We start from the raw sequence: 16,957 nt of genomic DNA, 5'->3' as shown, positions 1-16,957 counted from the left end.
GATGAGCAGCCGAAATGACGAGACAAGAGAAGGGATTATGGGTAACCGTCATTGTCTTGACTGCAGGTTTGATATTTATGGGAAGCTGGTTATTTTTCTCGGGCGTTCTTTTTCAGGAGGGGAATAAAAAAACTGAACAACATTCGCCTGCAGTTGCATTTGTACAAGACAAGGCGATTACTGAGGCAGAGTGGATTGAAGAGCTGAAGGAAAGCTATGGCAGTGAAATGTTGATTACGATGATGAACCGTCAGGTGGTTGCTCTGGAGGCTGAGGCTTCTGGCATTACAGTGACTTCTGAGGAGATCGATCGGGAGCTTGAACGGATCGGTCAGGGATATGGTTCGAAAGAGAGATTCCTGAAGGAAATGAAGCAGCAGCTTGGTCTGTCAGAAGAAATGCTGATGGCAGATACGAAATATCGGCTTACCTTGGAAAAAATAGCGACAGCAGACGTTAAAGTTGATGAAGCGGAAATAGATCAATACCTTGAACAGCATCCGGATCAATTCCGTCCGAAAAGGCAGTTCAATCTATCCATCATTAAAGTAGAGACGGAGAAGGAAGCAAATGACGTACTGGATCGGTTAGAGAACGGTGAATCTTTCGCTGATCTTGCAGCTGAAGTATCGATTGATGAATTTACCCGCGATCATGGCGGCCGACTGGGGTATGTTGAAGAAGACGATCCCTTTCAGCCGGAGGCGTTGATGGAAACCGTGCTAACCTTGGACAAAGGAGATATCGCCGGTCCGATCGATCTGGAAGACAGTTATGGGGTCGTATATGTTGAGGATATTTTGATTCCTGAAACGCCGGATGAGAATTTAATCCGGGAGACGGTACGTAAACAGCTCGCGTTGGAGCAGGCCGTTTCGCTAACCGAGCTTGAGCGCCAGCTGCGGGATAAGTATGGAGCACGTATTGTGGCAGGTGTTCCTGAAGTACAGCATAATAATTGACAAACAGGCCTTTGCAACGAAAGAGATTCCCTTGCTGCAAAGGTCTGTTTTAATATATGTTATCGACTCCGATGCAGGCTTTCCCAAAAGCTGGCTCTCCTTATGATTGACAAGGATTAATAAGGTTTGTTAATATGAATATATAAAAACCTAGCGAATTACTCGGATATTAAGGAAAGATACAACCAGATCACCCGATATATTGAATTAACGCTAATCAAGGGGAGGCTTCTTTATGGCTAAAGTTGTGAACAGTGTAACAGAGTTGATCGGTGAAACACCGCTTGTCCGCCTGAATCGGATCGTTCCGGAGGACAGTGCAGAGATCTATGTGAAGCTCGAGTATCAAAACCCGGGTGCGAGTGTGAAAGATCGGATTTCGATCAGTATTGTAGAAGAAGCTGAGAAAGAAGGACGGTTAAAGCCGGGGGATACAATTATCGAAGCGACCAGCGGCAATACAGGTATTGGTCTGGCTATGGTTGCTGCGGCCAAAGGATATAAGGCTGTGATCGTGATGCCTGAAACGATGAGTATGGAGCGCCGAAATCTACTTCGTGCTTTTGGGGCGGAGTTGGTGCTTACACCGGGAGCCGAAGGTATGAACGGTGCGGTGAAGAAGGCGGAAGAAATTTTGCGGGAAAATTCAGGGTTTTTCATGGCTGAACAGTTCAAAAACCAGGCTAACGTGAAAATCCACCGGGAAACGACAGGACCTGAAATTGTAGAAGCGATCCAATCCATCGGCGGTACATTGGATGCATTTGTATCAGGTATTGGTACAGGCGGGACCATCACAGGTGCTGGTGAAGTGCTGAGGGAAGCTTTTTCAGACATTAAAATTTATGCGGTGGAGCCTGCAGCCTCCCCGATTCTGGCTGGCGGTAAACCAGGCCCTCATAAAATTCAGGGGATCGGCGCCAACTTTGTACCTGAAATTTTGAACCAGGAAATCTATGATGAAATCATTCATATCGAGAACGATGATGCCTTTGAAACAGCGCGCCGAGTAGCGAAAGAAGAAGGTATTCTTGGAGGAATTTCTTCCGGGGCTGCTGTTCACGCTGCACTTAAGGTTGCTAAAGAACTGGGCAAGGGAAAGCGAGTAGTAGCGATCGTCCCTAGCAATGGGGAGCGTTACTTGAGTACCCCGCTATATAACTTTGAGTCTTAATCCGCTCTGCTAAGGAGCAGGTATTGTTGTAACGGCCTTCAATGTAATAAACATTGGAGGCTTTTTTTGAAATATAGGAATAGTTGCTGATAAAGAAACGCTTGTCATCCTTGTTGTAGGATGTTTAAGGCGTTTCTTCTTTTGTTCGTTTTTGCCAAGGTGAACCGTTCTATTAAATTTTTGGGAAAGGGATGGTTTTGGGGTTTTCAAGTGTGACAGGATACAGTATACTGACAGGCAATAGACAGGCTTACGGTTAAAAAGGGGGATATGCGTGGATAAAAATATAGATCTGGCCAAGTGGCTTGAATGGGTGGATGAAGGCTGGACCATGCTGCCTTATATGATTCGATTTCAGGGCTGCAAGGAAGGGCTTCCTTCAAGCTGGCAACAAGCTTGGAAAAAAGCTTCTCCTTATGCCTTTGTGCTGGAAAGTGGAAAAAGCGGCAGATATACTTATTTAGGATTAGACCCGGTATCGGTGTTAACGGGCAAAGGACTTGCCGGTGAGGTCAGAGATTTACGTACAGGCAAAACCCAGCGATGTGAAGGTAAACCACTTCAGCTGTTGCAGAGCTGGATGGGGCATTTTCGTTCACCCCGTGCAGAAGGCTGGCCTGATTTTCGCGGCGGCTGTGCAGGATTTATCGGATATGATGTTGCTCGTTCTCTTGAGAGCTTGCCTTCATTAGCAAAGGATGATGCAGGTTTTCCAGACTATATGTGGATGCGAATGGAAGAAGTCTGGGTTTATGATCATGTCGAGCAGTCCGTCTATTGTGCCGTACATGTACCATGGGGGCAGGCTGAAGGCAGTGCTGCTTCTAAGGAAAAGCTTACGAGATTGTATAAGGAAGCTGAGACCCGAGCCATGCGTATGATCGAGCAGTGGAATGCTTTGCTTGGCAGCACAGCGAGCTATCAGGAGAATTCGATGGAATATGCTCGAATGTCTGATAGAAAGAGTAAGGCTGCAGACCTTGCAAGTCCAGACGTGGAAGGCTGGGACCGATTGGAGAACGATTTTTCACAGGAAGCATTTCAGCAGGCGGTGCTGTCTATTCAGGAGTATATCCGCCAAGGGGATGTGTTTCAGGTAAACCTATCACTGCGGCAGCATTTTAAACTCCACTCTGAGCCCGCCGATGTATATGAATGGCTGCGCCTGTTAAATCCATCTCCATATATGGGGTATATTACATCGCCCCAATTCTCGCTGGTCAGTGCGTCTCCGGAGCTGCTGATCAAGCTGGATGGAAATCGGGTATCCGCAAGACCGATCGCGGGTACACGTCGCCGCGGAGCGGGACCTGAAGAGGATGCCGCAATGGAAGCGGAGTTGACCGGAAGTGAAAAAGAACGGGCTGAGCATATTATGCTCGTTGATCTGGAGCGCAATGATATCGGGCGTATTGCTGCCTTCGGGACAGTGCATGTACCTGAACTGATGACCGTTGAGCGTTATTCGCATGTGATGCATCTCGTTTCACAGGTGGAAGGACAGCTTGCGGAACATAAAAATGCATATGATGTTATGGCAGCAACTTTTCCAGGTGGAACTATTACAGGAGCCCCAAAGATACGAACGATGGAAATTATTGAAGAGTTAGAGCCGGTTACCCGAGGTCCTTACACGGGTTCAATGGGTTGGATTGATTACAATGGCGATATGGAACTGAACATTATTATAAGGACTTTGGTAGTTCAGGACGGCATCGGATATATTCAGGCCGGAGCAGGTATAGTAATCGATTCAGATCCTTACAGGGAATATCGGGAATGCCATAATAAAGCCAAGGCACTGATTGCGGCAGTGATGTGCAGTGAAGAAGAGGCCGGTGCGGCGGTACTATAGGAGGAGTATATTATGATACTCGTGATCGACAATTACGATTCGTTTACGTATAATCTCGTGCAGTATTTAGGGGAACTTGGCGAAGAGGTACAGGTGTTCCGAAATGATGAAATCGATACTGCGGGAATTGAGGCGCTTGCACCGGATCATATTTTGATTTCACCGGGACCCTGTACTCCGAATGAAGCTGGAATCAGTCTGGAGGTTATCGAGCGCTTTAAAGGGAATATCCCGATCCTTGGTGTCTGTCTTGGCCATCAAGCGATCGGACAAGCGTTTGGCGGCAAAGTTGTACATGCCGAGCGTTTGATGCACGGCAAGACATCGCCGATATACCATCGGGGAACCTCTATCTTCAAAGGCCTTCCTGTTCCGTTTACAGCGACCCGATACCACTCTTTGCTCGTTGAAAAAGAAACCTTACCGGACTGCCTTGAAATAACGGCATGGACGGAGGAGGGCGAGATTATGGGACTGCGGCATAAGGAATATCCGGTAGAGGGCGTTCAGTTTCATCCAGAGTCGATTATTACCGATCATGGGCATCTGATGCTGGGTAATTTTCTAAAACGTGCGGAAGGAACCGGAAACAGGGCATGAGATTTATAGGAATAGATGGCCGTGTGGTGAATACGGCCGAGGCCGTAGTATCCGTTATGGATCACGGCCTTTTATATGGCATGGGTTTATTTGAGACATTTCGAACCTATCATGGACAGCCTTTTTTGCTGGAGCGCCACTTGGAGCGTCTTGCTGACAGCTGCAACATGATTGGCATTTCTTATCGTCCGGATTCAAAACGTATAAGGGATTGGATAACTGAGGTTATGGCAGCTAATGGGCTTGAGGATGCTTATATTCGTTACACGGTGACGGCGGGTGAGGGAACTCTTGGCCTTCCAGCAGATGACTATATAAATCCGACGGAACTGCTTTACATGAAGCCATTGCCGGATTTTCCACCCTCCCTTTATAAGAAAGGCAAGGCTCTGCAGTTATTGGATACGCGGCGTAACACCCCGGAGACAAATGTACGGTTAAAGTCTCTGCATTATATGAATAACATGATGGCCAAGCGGGAGCTTCAGAGTTATCTTGAAGCGGTACGACTTCAGGCGGAAGGACTGATGGTAACTGAAAATGGCCATCTAGCTGAAGGGATTGTAAGCAACATATTTTTCATCAAGGATGGAAAATTATATACACCTGAGATTAAGACGGGGATACTTCCCGGTATTACTCGGGCCTTTGTACTCGAATTGGCTCATGATCTTGGCATTTCTTCTGAAGAGGGTCTGTATTCATGGCATGATCTAACGTGTGCTGATGAAATTTTTACAACCGGATCCGTTCAGGAGGTTATGCCGGTGACAAGATTGCTGAAAGCGGGCGAGAAGGCGATTGTGATCAGCAACGGGATGGTAGGGCCGATCACGGAATATTTCATAAAAACATATCGACAGAAAGCAGGGCTATAGATGAAGACGACGATCTATGAACGAACATTTTCATGCGGAGAGACGCAGCTAAAGCTCGGGAATTCCACACTTATTATGGGTATTTTAAATGTGACTCCTGATTCCTTCTCGGATGGCGGTCGATATAATGAGGTAGGACAAGCTGTAAAACATGCTCTTCAGATGTTTGAAGACGGGGCTGATATTATTGATATCGGCGCTGAATCCACAAGACCGGGCCATGAGAAAGTGAGTGCGGATGAAGAGTTGAGTCGTCTGATTCCTGTAGTAGAAGCGATTCATCGGGAGGCACCGCATATTCCTCTTTCGATCGATACGTACAAAGCGGAGGTTGCACGCCAGAGCATTGAAGCGGGTGCTCATATCATTAACGATATTTGGGGATTTAAAGAGGACCCTAATATGGCAAGTGTGGCAGCGGCTTTAGATTGCCCTGTCATCCTCATGCATAATCGAAAAAATCGGGACTACAACCATCTCATAGAGGATGTGAAGTCCGATCTGATGGAAAGTGTGAACATTGCTTTGGAAGCTGGAGTAAAAGGCAGCCGTATTATTTTGGACCCGGGGATCGGTTTTGCGAAGGATTACGATGAGAATATGAAGGTCATGATGGCATTAGATGAATTGGTAGGTCTCGGTTATCCCGTTCTCTTGGCAACTTCACGCAAAAGATTCATTCGCACCGCACTGGATCTGCCGGTGGATGATGTCGTAGAAGGGACAGCGGCCACGGTTGCTTATGGAATTGCACAAGGTTGTCAGATCGTGCGAGTTCATGATGTGAAGAGAATCAAGCGTACGACCCGCATGTGTGATGCTATGCTGTATGCTTCGAATGATCTGAATCGGGTATAAAAGGAAAAAATAACGTCAATCTATGGAAGGGCGGAATAAAAATGGATAAAATGATTTTGCGCGGGATGGAGTACTATGGATACCACGGTGTATTTGAGGAAGAACGCAAGCTGGGTCAGCGATTTTATATAGATCTTGAATTGGAGCTTGATTTGAGCAAGGCTGGAGCTGCAGATGACCTGACACAAACGGTAAATTATGCCGAGGTGCATGAGCTACTTCAAGGAATTATGCGGGATCAGTCTTTTAAGCTTATTGAAGCTTTAGCGGAGCATATTGCATCCAAGGTACTGGACACTTATACTAGTATCGATGCTTTAACGGTTAAGGTAACCAAGCCACATCCGCCGTTTGATATTCATTTTGAAGGTGTCACCGTAGAGCTGCACCGGAGTAGAAAGTGAGACATAGTATGAGTTCACGTGCTACCTCTGAGATTTCAGAGGCTTATATTGCTTTGGGGGCCAATTTGGGAGACCGAGAAGCGACGCTAATGGAAGCTCTCGAAATGCTGGATTTACATCCTAATATAACCGTGGTTCGCTGTTCTAGTATATATGAGACAGAGCCTTTCGGTTATTTGGAGCAGCCCATGTTTCTGAACATGACGGCTGTTGTGGAGACACCCCTTGATCCGCATTCGCTGCTGAGAGTCATGCAACAGATTGAACAGCGTCTAGGACGGGTGCGCCATATTCATTGGGGACCTCGTACAGTAGATCTAGATCTTTTGTGGATGGAAGGGATACAGCTTGATACACCGGACTTGATCCTTCCGCACCCTCGCATGCAAGAGAGGTTATTTGTACTAGTGCCGCTTGCTGATATCATTCCCAAAGACGAGCCTTCCGGTTTATATACTACGGTTAAGACAGCGATTGAGAAACTGGATGGAAAGGAAGGCATACAGCTTTGGAGAACATGCAATTGGCGCAGCGTATCCGCGCTTTCCGAAAATTGAAGGGACTTACTCAACAGGAGCTGGCAGTACGAACTGGCATCTCATTAGCTGTACTGGGGGCGATCGAGCGTGGAAACCGCCGTGCAGAGGAACAAATTTTAATTAAAATTTCAGAGGCTCTAAACATTACCTTACAAGAACTGAAGAAAAATAATTGAGTTGAATATATAAATGTGAAACAAAGGAGTGACAAGGAAGCTTGTTGAAAATTGGAGATATTGAGATGAAAAATCAGGTTGTGCTTGCCCCGATGGCAGGCGTATGCAACCCGGCTTTTCGTCTGATCGCTAAAGAGTTCGGCACAGGGCTAGTCTGTGCTGAAATGGTCAGCGGCAAAGCGATCGTTCATGGGAACAAGCGGACGCAGGAAATGCTGTTCGTAGATGAACGGGAGAAGCCGCTGAGTCTGCAGATTTTTGGCGGGGATCGTGAATCGCTGGTGGAAGCTGCTAAAGTGGTCGATCGGCAGACAAATGCCGACATTATTGATATCAATATGGGCTGTCCGGCCCCCAAGGTAACAAAGGTTGATGCAGGAGCACGTTGGCTGCTTGATCCGAACAAAATTTATGAGATGGTAGCGGCTGTGGTGGATGTTGTCGATAAACCAGTGACGGTAAAAATGCGTACGGGCTGGGACAGCGATCATATTTATGCGGTTGAAAACGCCAAAGCGGTTGAGCGTGCTGGCGGCAAAGCGGTAAGTGTTCATGGACGTACACGGGAACAATTGTATACCGGACATGCAGACTGGGATATTATAAGACAGGTCAAGGAAGCTGTATCCATTCCTGTCATCGGTAACGGAGATGTCGTGACACCGGAAGATGCCAAGCGTATGCTGAGCGAAACAGGTTGCGACGGCGTGATGATTGGACGTGGAGCCCTCGGCAACCCATGGATGCTTTATCGTACAGTGGAATATTTGAAAACAGGTGAGCTTTTGCCTGATCCATCACCGCAGGAAAAAATCCGAATTGCTATTTTGCATATGGACCGTCTGATTGCTCTTCGAGGAGAGGGTGTCGCAGTTCGGGAGATGAGAAAGCACATGTCCTGGTATTTAAAGGGGCTTAAAGGCTCTGCTAGCCTGAAGAACGTAATTATGGAAGAAACGAAGCGGGATGAGATGGTGACCTTGCTGACTGATTTTGTCGATCAGTTGGAGTCTGCTAATAGTGGAGAAAACAGTGCTTATCCGCAAGTTGCAACAGCCATGTAATCAACTGAACGCCTTACCGCATCTTGGGCTAACGATAGCGTTTACATTCGTGCGAGGGCGTTCATTGACTTTTTGAAATGGTTACCATATAATTTTTCAGTATAAATTCGCCTTATAAGACAGCAAGCAACAGGGGAGTTCTGTTCCCCGAAGATTCGCATATAGTATGGTGGTATGGTGATTTAAATTATTTACATGACAGGAGAATCGGTTAAGATGAGCGATAAAGAAGTCATTCTTACACAGGATGGTCTGAAGAAGCTGGAGGATGAACTCGAGAATCTGAAGTCCGTTAAAAGGCGTGAAGTCGCCGAACGTATTAAAGTCGCTATTGGTTATGGCGATATTAGTGAGAACTCTGAATATGAAGATGCCAAGAATGAGCAAGCCTTTATTGAAGGTCGTATCATTACGCTGGAGAAAATGCTCCGCAATGCGCGTATCATTAATAATGACGATATCAACACTGACGTTGTGAACGTGGGCAACACGGTTATTGTTAAGGATTTGGAGTTTGGTGATACAATGGAATATACGATTGTTGGTACGGCCGAATCCGATCCGTTTAACAACAAAATTTCCAACGAGAGCCCTGTAGGTAAAGCGATCATCGGCAAGCAAAAAGGGTCAGTGGTCGATGTGAACGTACCTGCTGGCGTTATTCAATATAAAATCTTAGAGATTAAGAAGTAAGTTGAATGAGCGTAGAAGCTTCCTGCGGGGGGCTTTTTTCGCTATTTCTATATGATACTGTTCAACGGATCACGGGTGTGGGCTTTTAGTTGTTAGGTATTTGCGGGTACGAAAACCCGAGCAAGAATGAAGGAGATGAATCAACCATGACGGAAGAGATGAACCATCAGGAACAAGAACAGGAGTTAAGCGAGTTGCTTCAGATTCGCCGCAACAAATTGGACGAGCTGCGCAAGCTTGGAATTGATCCATTCGGTGGCAAATATGAAAGAACAGATTATGCCGGTGATCTTTTGAAGCAGTATGATGCTTTTACTAAAGAGGAGCTGGAAGAGAAGCAGGTAGAGGTTAACCTAGCTGGTCGAATTATGGCTAAACGCGGTATGGGTAAGGCTTCCTTTGCTCACATTCAGGATTTGAGCGGACGGATTCAGATCTATGTCCGGCAGGATTCTGTAGATCAAGAAAAGTACCAGGCTTTCAGCATTCTGGATTTGGGAGATATCATTGGTGTTAGCGGAACGCTATTCAAGACCAAAACAGGAGAAACGACCGTCAAGGTTAAAAACCTGGAGGTTCTTTCGAAGTCGCTGTACCCTCTTCCTGAGAAATTTCACGGTTTAAAGGATGTAGAGCTTCGTTACCGTCAGCGTTATGTCGATCTCATTATTAATCCGGAAGTTCAAAGTACGTTTATTACCCGTTCTAAAATCATTCAATCGATGCGTCGTTATCTGGATTCGCTTGGATATTTGGAAGTAGAAACACCTACTCTTCATGCTATTCCAGGTGGCGCTGCCGCACGTCCGTTCATTACGCATCATAATGCGCTGGATATGGAACTTTATATGCGTATAGCCATCGAGCTTCATCTGAAGCGCCTGATTGTAGGCGGACTGGAGAAGGTTTATGAAATCGGGCGCGTATATCGGAATGAAGGGATATCAACACGCCATAACCCCGAATTTACGATGATCGAACTGTATGAAGCTTATGCAGACTATCAAGATATTATGGCATTGACTGAAAACATGATTTCACATATTGCTCAAGAAGTATTAGGGACGCAAGTGATCACTTACCAGGGACAGGAGATTGACCTGACACCGAAGTGGCGCCGCGTTTCGATGGTTGATGCTGTTAAAGAGGTAACAGGTGTTGATTTTGGTGTGCAGATGACTGATGAAGAAGCTCATCGTTTGGCAAAAGAGCATAAAGTTTCGGTTGAACCGCATATGACATTCGGACATATTCTGAATGAATTCTTTGAGCAGTTTGTGGAAGAGACCCTGATTCAACCGACATTTGTAACAGGCCATCCGGTAGAAATATCTCCATTGGCGAAAAAGAATGAGGAGGACCCTCGTTTTACGGATCGTTTCGAGCTGTTTATCGTAGCGCGTGAACATGCGAATGCATTCTCTGAGTTGAATGACCCGATCGATCAGCGCAAGCGGTTTGAAGCGCAGCTTCAAGAGCGCGAGCAAGGTAACGATGAGGCTCATGAAATGGATGAAGATTTCCTTCAAGCGTTGGAATATGGTATGCCGCCTACAGGAGGGCTCGGAATCGGCATGGACCGTCTAATCATGCTGCTCACCGATTCCCCGTCCATTCGCGATGTACTGCTGTTCCCTCATATGCGGAACCGTACACAAGACTAAAGAGAATATTGTATATAAAGAAGAAACAACCCGTTAGCCAAAATGGTTAACGGGTTGTTTTTTTTAAAATTCTAAGAAAGTATAAGCTTGGCACCGCTAATGACGACATATGGATCGTAGATGATGGTCCAGGACGGATATTATTTTTTCCTTAGTAAGTACTTCAGGTCTAAGTATCGCGTGGACGGCCAAGCCATCAACCAAGGCATAGAACCGCTCAACTTCAGTATTGCAGTCCAGATCAGCCAAGGCTAGTTCGTGATCGATCAACGCTTGAACGATCGTAACGAACATTCGGCGCATTTCATCATCGACTTGTTTATACAGTTCTGCCAATGAGGGATCAGACATTGATTCGGCAACAAAAGCGAACCACACCTCCATTTCAGAAATCCTTTCCTCATCTATAGGCAGTATCTGCTGAACAATGATCGGAATGTCTTTCAGAGGCTCTCCTGTAAAAGCGATGTTTTGAATGCGTATGGTTACTCTTTCCGATACGAGTTTCATGGAATACGCATAAAGCTCTGATTGAGATGAAAAATAGTGGCGCATGGCTCCAACGGAAAGACCAGCTTCTTCAGCAATATTGCGAACGGAGGCTTGCTTCATGCCGTTCTTCCGAATGACTCTCCAAGCAGCTTCGGCCACCTTTTCTCTTTGAAGTTCATGGTCAACTATTTTAGGCATGTTTTTATTATAACATGCTTGATTTTTTTAATACAGTTGTGCTACATTGTTTTCAGCACAGTTGTTCTAAATAAAAACCTTTAAGTATAGGGAGGGGTTGGACGATGATTGGAGCTTTGATTGTTGTGTGCGAAATTGCTTTTTGGATTTTTGTTCTTGCGGGACTGAGTGCAAGGTATATTTTAGGCTGGAAGAAAGCTGGCGGTATATTGCTTTTATGTACTCCTATCATTGATCTGATTCTTATTGCCGTGACAGTCATTGATTTGAAAAATGGCGCGAGTGCTGGGTTGATGCATGGGCTAGCAGCCATTTATATCGGAGTAACGATTGCATTTGGTCATCGAATGATTAAGTGGGCCGATCAGAGGTTTGCATACCGATATGCGGGTGGTCCTAAGCCTGAGTCTAAACCGAAGTATGGTAAGTCCCGTGCACGGTTTGAGAGACAGGGCTGGTATCGACATTTTATGGCGTGGGTATTAGGAGCTCTTTTATTATTAGGAATGGTATTGATCGTAGGAGATGTTTCGCGTACAAAAGCACTTGAACGTGTCGCTCTAGGTTGGGCTGTTGTTGTCGCTATCGATTTTATTATTAGCTTCAGTTATACGTTATGGCCTAAAAAGCCAACTGTATAATATTACCTAGTATATTTTTTTAGATTTAGGGTTGATTCTCAATTAGAGTTCATGTTATATTAGATTTCCGGCCGAGAGATACGGCTGGTACACGATTTGGAAACAAGCAAGTTGAAATGAATTAAAAAAATAAATTCAAAAAAAGGCTTGAATGTTTCGAAAAAGTGTGGTACATTATAAGAGTTGCTGTTGCGAATGATTTTCGCCGGTAACATTAAAGAAGTTGATCTTTGAAAACTGAACAACGAGTGAGTTAAACCGATCTTGCTTTAAGCAAGATCATAGAGAAGTAAAATTCTCGTCAGTTTTTCTATAATGAGCTAATCGCTCTTTCAATTTATTGGAGAGTTTGATCCTGGCTCAGGACGAACGCTGGCGGCGTGCCTAATACATGCAAGTCGAGCGGAGTTTTTAAGGTGCTTGCACTTTAAAAATTTAGCGGCGGACGGGTGAGTAATACGTAGGCAACCTGCCCTGAAGACTGGGATAACTACCGGAAACGGTGGCTAATACCGGATAATTTATTTCGCTGCATGGCGGAATAATAAAAGGCGGAGCAATCTGCCACTTGAGGATGGGCCTACGGCGNCATGAAGTCGGAATTGCTAGTAATCGCGGATCAGCATGCCGCGGTGAATACGTTCCCGGGTCTTGTACACACCGCCCGTCACACCACGAGAGTTTACAACACCCGAAGTCGGTGGGGTAACCCTTTAGGGAGCCAGCCGCCGAAGGTGGGGTAGATGATTGGGGTGAAGTCGTAACAAGGTAGCCGTATCGGAAGGTGCGGCTGGATCACCTCCTTTCTATGGAGAATCGTTCTCTGCAACGAGAACATTCAAATACAGGCTGACCGCAAGGTCGCCGATCAACTCACTCGTTGGTCAGTTTTGAGAGGTCAATCCTTTCATATAATGCGTTTGGTGGTGATGGCGGAAGGGTTCCACTCGTTCCCATCCCGAACACGACCGTTAAGCCTTCCAGCGCCGATGGTACTTGGACCGAAGGGTCCCGGGAGAGTAGGACGCCGCCAAGCGCAGCATATGGGCCCTTAGCTCAGCTGGTTAGAGCGCACCCCTGATAAGGGTGAGGTCGGTGGTTCGAGTCCACTAGGGCCCACCATATAAATACTAACTTCATAAGGTAAGTAACGTGGTCTCCGGAAAGTAATCGGAATAAACCTCGAAGCCATACTTCACTTTTTGGGGTGAAATTATGGGGCTATAGCTCAGCTGGGAGAGCGCCTGCCTTGCACGCAGGAGGTCAGGGGTTCGATCCCCCTTGGCTCCACCATTGTTGTTTCCAGATTATACAGGTTGACCTGTAGTTGAGGATCTGGTATGATAACAATCCGATCGAAAGATCGGAATATTGATCTTTGAAAACTAGATAACGAAACGAATTTGCGAATTAGAAATATCCTTTTAGCTGACTTGTGTCATATATATGACCAAGTAAGAAAAAAGTAGCAGCGAAGGTTTTGAGGCTGGGGATCCTTTGGAAGCTCATTTCAACCATTGTTTATTCAATAAAGGAAATGAGCGGACAACAGAGCACCAGACGCAAAACCGGAGCGAGAATGGTTAAGCTACTAAGAGCACACGGAGGATGCCTAGGCGCTAGGAGCCGAAGAAGGACGTGGCGAACAACGATACTGCCTCGGGGAGCTGTAAGCAAGCTTCGATCCGGGGATGTCCGAATGGGGAAACCCGGCTGATATCATAGTCAGTCACTACTGCCTGAATACATAGGGCAGTCAGAGGCATACCCAGGGAACTGAAACATCTAAGTACCTGGAGGAAGAGAAAACAAGAGTGATTCCGTNGGGAGCCAGCCGCCGAAGGTGGGGTAGATGATTGGGGTGAAGTCGTAACAAGGTAGCCGTATCGGAAGGTGCGGCTGGATCACCTCCTTTCTATGGAGAATCGTTCTCTGCAACGAGAACATTCAAATAAAGGCTGACCTCAAGGTCGCCAATCAACTCACTCGTTGGTCAGTTTTGAGAGTTCAACTCTCAAAAAGAATGTGTTTTGATCTNCCTGTCCAGGGTGAAGGTGCGGTAACACGCACTGGAGGCCCGAACCCACGTATGTTGAAAAATGCGGGGATGAGGTGGGGGTAGCGGAGAAATTCCAATCGAACTCGGAGATAGCTGGTTCTCCCCGAAATAGCTTTAGGGCTAGCCTCGGAGTAAAGAGTCGTGGAGGTAGAGCACTGATTGGGTGCGGGGCCCGCAAGGGTTACCAAGCTCAGTCAAACTCCGAATGCCATAGACTTATATCCGGGAGTCAGACAGTGAGTGCTAAGATCCATTGTCAAGAGGGAAACAGCCCAGACCATCAGCTAAGGTCCCCAAGTGTGTGTTAAGTGGGAAAGGATGTGGAGTTGCACAGACAACCAGGATGTTGGCTTAGAAGCAGCCACCATTTAAAGAGTGCGTAATAGCTCACTGGTCGAGTGACTCTGCGCCGAAAATGTAACGGGGCTAAACACACCACCGAAGCTATGGCTTGATGCATTGCATCAGGGGTAGGGGAGCGTTGTATACAGCGTTGAAGGTGTACCGTAAGGAGCGCTGGAGCGTATACAAGTGAGAATGCCGGTATGAGTAACGAAAAGATCAGTGAGAATCTGATCCGCCGAAAGCCCAAGGTTTCCTGAGGAAGGTTCGTCCGCTCAGGGTAAGTCGGGACCTAAGGTGAGGCCGAAAGGCGTAATCGAAGGACAACAGGTTGAAATTCCTGTACCACCGTAAACCGTTATGAACGATGGGGTGACGCAGGAGGGTAGTGACGCGGACTGATGGATGTCCGTCCAAGCAGTGAGGCTGATGTGTAGGCAAATCCGCACATCGATAAGGCCAGGCTGTGATGGGGAGTGAAAATTGTAGTAGCGAAGGTCATGATCTCACACTGCCAAGAAAAGCCTCTAGTCAGGTGAAGGTGCCCGTACCGCAAACCGACACAGGTAGGCGAGAAGAGAATTCTAAGGCGCGCGGAAGAACTCTCGTTAAGGAACTCGGCAAAATGACCCCGTAACTTCGGGAGAAGGGGTGCCCCGGTAGTGTGAATAGCACGAGGGGGCCGCAGTGAATAGGCCCAAGCGACTGTTTAACAAAAACACAGGTCTGTGCGAAGCCGTAAGGCGAAGTATACGGGCTGACGCCTGCCCGGTGCTGGAAGGTTAAGGGGAGTGGTTAGGAGGCAACTCCGAAGCTATGAACCGAAGCCCCAGTAAACGGCGGCCGTAACTATAACGGTCCTAAGGTAGCGAAATTCCTTGTCAGGTAAATTCTGACCCGCACGAATGGCGTAACGATTTGGGCGCTGTCTCAACGAGAGATCCGGTGAAATTTTAATACCTGTGAAGATGCAGGTTACCCGCGACAAGACGGAAAGACCCCATGGAGCTTTACTGCAGCTTGATATTGGATTTGGGTACGATCTGTACAGGATAGGTGGGAGCCTAGGAAACAGGAGCGCAAGCTTCTGTGGAGGCGCCGTTGGGATACCACCCTGATCGTATCTAGGTTCTAACCTAGTGCCGTGATCCGGTACGGGGACAGTGTCTGGTAGGCAGTTTGACTGGGGCGGTCGCCTCCTAAAGAGTAACGGAGGCGCCCCAAGGTTCCCTCAGAATGGTTGGAAATCATTCGAAGAGTGCAAAGGCAGAAGGGAGCTTGACTGCGAGACCTACAAGTCGAGCAGGGACGAAAGTCGGGCTTAGTGATCCGGTGGTACCGCATGGAAGGGCCATCGCTCAACGGATAAAAGCTACCCTGGGGATAACAGGCTTATCTCCCCCAAGAGTCCACATCGACGGGGAGGTTTGGCACCTCGATGTCGGCTCATCGCATCCTGGGGCTGAAGTAGGTCCCAAGGGTTGGGCTGTTCGCCCATTAAAGCGGTACGCGAGCTGGGTTCAGAACGTCGTGAGACAGTTCGGTCCCTATCTGTCGTGGGCGTAGGAAATTTGAGAGGAGCTGTCCTTAGTACGAGAGGACCGGGATGGACGTACCGCTGGTGTACCAGTTGTTCCGCCAGGAGCACAGCTGGGTAGCTACGTACGGACGGGATAAGCGCTGAAAGCATCTAAGCGTGAAGCCCCCCTCAAGATGAGATTTCCCAATTTAGTAAGACCCCTTGAAGACGACGAGGTAGATAGGTTGGAGGTGGAAGTGCAGCAATGCATGGAGCTGACCAATACTAATCGGTCGAGGGCTTATCCAATAAACACCCACCAAAGTGAAGAGAAGCTTTGAAGCTGATTCCGAATACTTTGACGGGGCCCGGAAAGATCTTACGATCTGAAGGGAAAGCTACGGATTCTAACAACGCAAATAGTTTCGTATCTAGTTTTCAAGTGATCAAACACTTGAATCGTTTGGTGACGATGGCGGAAGGGTTCCACGCGTTCCCATCCCGAACACGACCGTTAAGCCTTCCAGCGCCGATGGTACTTGGACCGAAGGGTCCCGGAAGAGTAGGACGTTGCCAAGCGAACAACCGAAGAAATCACTATCGATAATTCGATAGTGATTTCTTTTGTTATTGTCGAAAGCGCTTTAGTGTAGATATGCTCTTTTTAATGGCGACTAAAGTGTTTCTTCTTGGGAAAAATAAAAGCAAAATGTCCGTTCACAGTAGACATATTCTCTTGGATGAGGGCCATTTAGAGAAACCATTTTAAGTACTTAAACTTTCCTTGACAGCCTATAGGCCCTTTGTTAATATGGCAATAATATATTTTTGAAAATAAT

At 46.9% G+C, this 16,957-nt stretch carries 14 protein-coding genes, 2 tRNA genes, 3 rRNA genes and 1 other annotated feature; of the genes, 18 read left to right on the top strand and 1 reads right to left on the bottom strand.

What is annotated here, in order from left to right; genetic code table 11:
• Positions 1 to 14: 14 nt before the first annotated feature.
• The 12 genes from C8268_RS21185 to lysS all read left to right on the top strand — a co-directional run bounded on the left by C8268_RS21185 (position 15) and on the right by lysS (position 10,867).
• Positions 15 to 962 (top strand): peptidyl-prolyl cis-trans isomerase, encoded by a 948-nt coding sequence (locus tag C8268_RS21185; RefSeq protein ID WP_106769524.1) that lies wholly within the window; start codon positions 15 to 17, stop codon positions 960 to 962.
• Between the two features lie 235 nt (positions 963 to 1,197).
• Positions 1,198 to 2,136 carry a cysteine synthase A gene (gene cysK / locus C8268_RS21180; protein ID WP_106769523.1) on the top strand — a complete coding sequence of 313 codons (939 nt, stop codon included), beginning with the start codon at positions 1,198 to 1,200 and terminating at the stop codon, positions 2,134 to 2,136.
• A gap of 274 nt (positions 2,137 to 2,410) precedes the next feature.
• Positions 2,411 to 3,991, top strand: coding sequence for an anthranilate synthase component I family protein (locus C8268_RS21175; protein ID WP_234032927.1), 1,581 nt, complete (start codon positions 2,411 to 2,413; stop codon positions 3,989 to 3,991).
• Between the two features lie 12 nt (positions 3,992 to 4,003).
• Positions 4,004 to 4,591 (top strand): aminodeoxychorismate/anthranilate synthase component II, encoded by a 588-nt coding sequence (gene pabA, locus C8268_RS21170; protein WP_106769522.1) that lies wholly within the window; start codon positions 4,004 to 4,006, stop codon positions 4,589 to 4,591.
• Entirely contained in the window at positions 4,588 to 5,469 is an 882-nt protein-coding gene (locus C8268_RS21165) for an aminotransferase class IV (RefSeq protein WP_106769521.1), read from the top strand. The genes pabA and C8268_RS21165 overlap by 4 nt, the downstream gene beginning before the upstream one ends.
• Positions 5,470 to 6,327 carry a dihydropteroate synthase gene (gene folP, locus C8268_RS21160; protein WP_106769520.1) on the top strand — a complete coding sequence of 286 codons (858 nt, stop codon included), beginning with the start codon at positions 5,470 to 5,472 and terminating at the stop codon, positions 6,325 to 6,327.
• A 41-nt stretch (positions 6,328 to 6,368) separates the two neighbouring features.
• On the top strand, positions 6,369 to 6,731 hold the full coding sequence (folB, locus tag C8268_RS21155) for a dihydroneopterin aldolase (RefSeq protein ID WP_106769519.1): 363 nt from the start codon (positions 6,369 to 6,371) through the stop codon (positions 6,729 to 6,731).
• An 8-nt stretch (positions 6,732 to 6,739) separates the two neighbouring features.
• A complete protein-coding gene (gene folK, locus C8268_RS21150; protein WP_106769518.1) occupies positions 6,740 to 7,288 on the top strand; it encodes a 2-amino-4-hydroxy-6-hydroxymethyldihydropteridine diphosphokinase in 549 nt (182 codons plus the stop codon).
• Positions 7,240 to 7,446, top strand: a complete 207-nt coding sequence (locus C8268_RS21145) for a helix-turn-helix domain-containing protein (RefSeq protein WP_106769517.1) — start codon at positions 7,240 to 7,242, stop codon at positions 7,444 to 7,446. The genes folK and C8268_RS21145 overlap by 49 nt, the downstream gene beginning before the upstream one ends.
• 41 nt (positions 7,447 to 7,487) lie before the next feature.
• The gene (gene dusB / locus C8268_RS21140) at positions 7,488 to 8,510 is read left to right on the top strand and encodes a tRNA dihydrouridine synthase DusB (RefSeq protein ID WP_106769516.1); all 1,023 of its coding nucleotides are present in this window, start codon (positions 7,488 to 7,490) and stop codon (positions 8,508 to 8,510) included.
• A 216-nt stretch (positions 8,511 to 8,726) separates the two neighbouring features.
• The gene (gene greA / locus C8268_RS21135) at positions 8,727 to 9,203 is read left to right on the top strand and encodes a transcription elongation factor GreA (protein WP_106769515.1); all 477 of its coding nucleotides are present in this window, start codon (positions 8,727 to 8,729) and stop codon (positions 9,201 to 9,203) included.
• Positions 9,204 to 9,349: 146 nt separating this feature from the next.
• Positions 9,350 to 10,867: a lysine--tRNA ligase gene (gene lysS / locus C8268_RS21130; protein ID WP_106769514.1), complete on the top strand. Its 1,518-nt coding sequence runs from the start codon at positions 9,350 to 9,352 to the stop codon at positions 10,865 to 10,867.
• Positions 10,868 to 10,963: 96 nt separating this feature from the next.
• On the opposite strand, the gene C8268_RS21125 is transcribed toward lysS, so the two are convergent.
• Entirely contained in the window at positions 10,964 to 11,557 is a 594-nt protein-coding gene (locus tag C8268_RS21125; RefSeq protein ID WP_106769513.1) for a TetR/AcrR family transcriptional regulator, read from the bottom strand.
• A gap of 104 nt (positions 11,558 to 11,661) precedes the next feature.
• Between C8268_RS21125 and C8268_RS21120 the strand changes: the two genes are divergently transcribed.
• The 6 genes from C8268_RS21120 to rrf (C8268_RS21095) all read left to right on the top strand — a co-directional run bounded on the left by C8268_RS21120 (position 11,662) and on the right by rrf (C8268_RS21095) (position 16,697).
• The gene (locus tag C8268_RS21120) at positions 11,662 to 12,198 is read left to right on the top strand and encodes a hypothetical protein (protein ID WP_106769512.1); all 537 of its coding nucleotides are present in this window, start codon (positions 11,662 to 11,664) and stop codon (positions 12,196 to 12,198) included.
• Between the two features lie 337 nt (positions 12,199 to 12,535).
• Positions 12,536 to 13,004, top strand: a sequence feature (16S ribosomal RNA rRNA prediction is too short).
• A 113-nt stretch (positions 13,005 to 13,117) separates the two neighbouring features.
• Positions 13,118 to 13,234, top strand: a 5S ribosomal RNA gene (gene rrf, locus C8268_RS21115).
• Positions 13,235 to 13,243: 9 nt separating this feature from the next.
• A tRNA-Ile gene (locus C8268_RS21110) sits at positions 13,244 to 13,320 on the top strand.
• A 95-nt stretch (positions 13,321 to 13,415) separates the two neighbouring features.
• Positions 13,416 to 13,491 (top strand) — tRNA-Ala (locus C8268_RS21105).
• 288 nt (positions 13,492 to 13,779) lie between these two features.
• Positions 13,780 to 16,427 (top strand): 23S ribosomal RNA (locus tag C8268_RS21100).
• A 153-nt stretch (positions 16,428 to 16,580) separates the two neighbouring features.
• A 5S ribosomal RNA gene (gene rrf / locus C8268_RS21095) occupies positions 16,581 to 16,697 on the top strand.
• The last annotated feature ends 260 nt before the right edge of the window (positions 16,698 to 16,957 follow it).

It is taken from the genome of Paenibacillus faecalis (genome assembly GCF_900289175.1).
Taxonomy (GTDB): domain Bacteria; phylum Bacillota; class Bacilli; order Paenibacillales; family Paenibacillaceae; genus Paenibacillus_AQ; species Paenibacillus_AQ faecalis.
This window is presented reverse-complemented; position numbering and strand designations above follow the sequence as displayed.

What these genes read in the sequence shown, in the direction of transcription:
- C8268_RS21185 (WP_106769524.1), top strand. Translation starts at nt 15, where the DNA reads ATGACGAGACAAGAGAAGGGATTATGGGTAACCGTCATTGTCTTGACT.
- folK (WP_106769518.1), top strand. Translation starts at nt 6,740, where the DNA reads ATGAGTTCACGTGCTACCTCTGAGATTTCAGAGGCTTATATTGCTTTG.
- C8268_RS21165 (WP_106769521.1), top strand. Translation starts at nt 4,588, where the DNA reads ATGAGATTTATAGGAATAGATGGCCGTGTGGTGAATACGGCCGAGGCC.
- lysS (WP_106769514.1), top strand. Translation starts at nt 9,350, where the DNA reads ATGACGGAAGAGATGAACCATCAGGAACAAGAACAGGAGTTAAGCGAG.
- folB (WP_106769519.1), top strand. Translation starts at nt 6,369, where the DNA reads ATGGATAAAATGATTTTGCGCGGGATGGAGTACTATGGATACCACGGT.
- greA (WP_106769515.1), top strand. Translation starts at nt 8,727, where the DNA reads ATGAGCGATAAAGAAGTCATTCTTACACAGGATGGTCTGAAGAAGCTG.
- folP (WP_106769520.1), top strand. Translation starts at nt 5,470, where the DNA reads ATGAAGACGACGATCTATGAACGAACATTTTCATGCGGAGAGACGCAG.
- cysK (WP_106769523.1), top strand. Translation starts at nt 1,198, where the DNA reads ATGGCTAAAGTTGTGAACAGTGTAACAGAGTTGATCGGTGAAACACCG.
- pabA (WP_106769522.1), top strand. Translation starts at nt 4,004, where the DNA reads ATGATACTCGTGATCGACAATTACGATTCGTTTACGTATAATCTCGTG.
- C8268_RS21120 (WP_106769512.1), top strand. Translation starts at nt 11,662, where the DNA reads ATGATTGGAGCTTTGATTGTTGTGTGCGAAATTGCTTTTTGGATTTTT.
- C8268_RS21125 (WP_106769513.1), bottom strand. Translation starts at nt 11,557, where the DNA reads ATGCCTAAAATAGTTGACCATGAACTTCAAAGAGAAAAGGTGGCCGAA.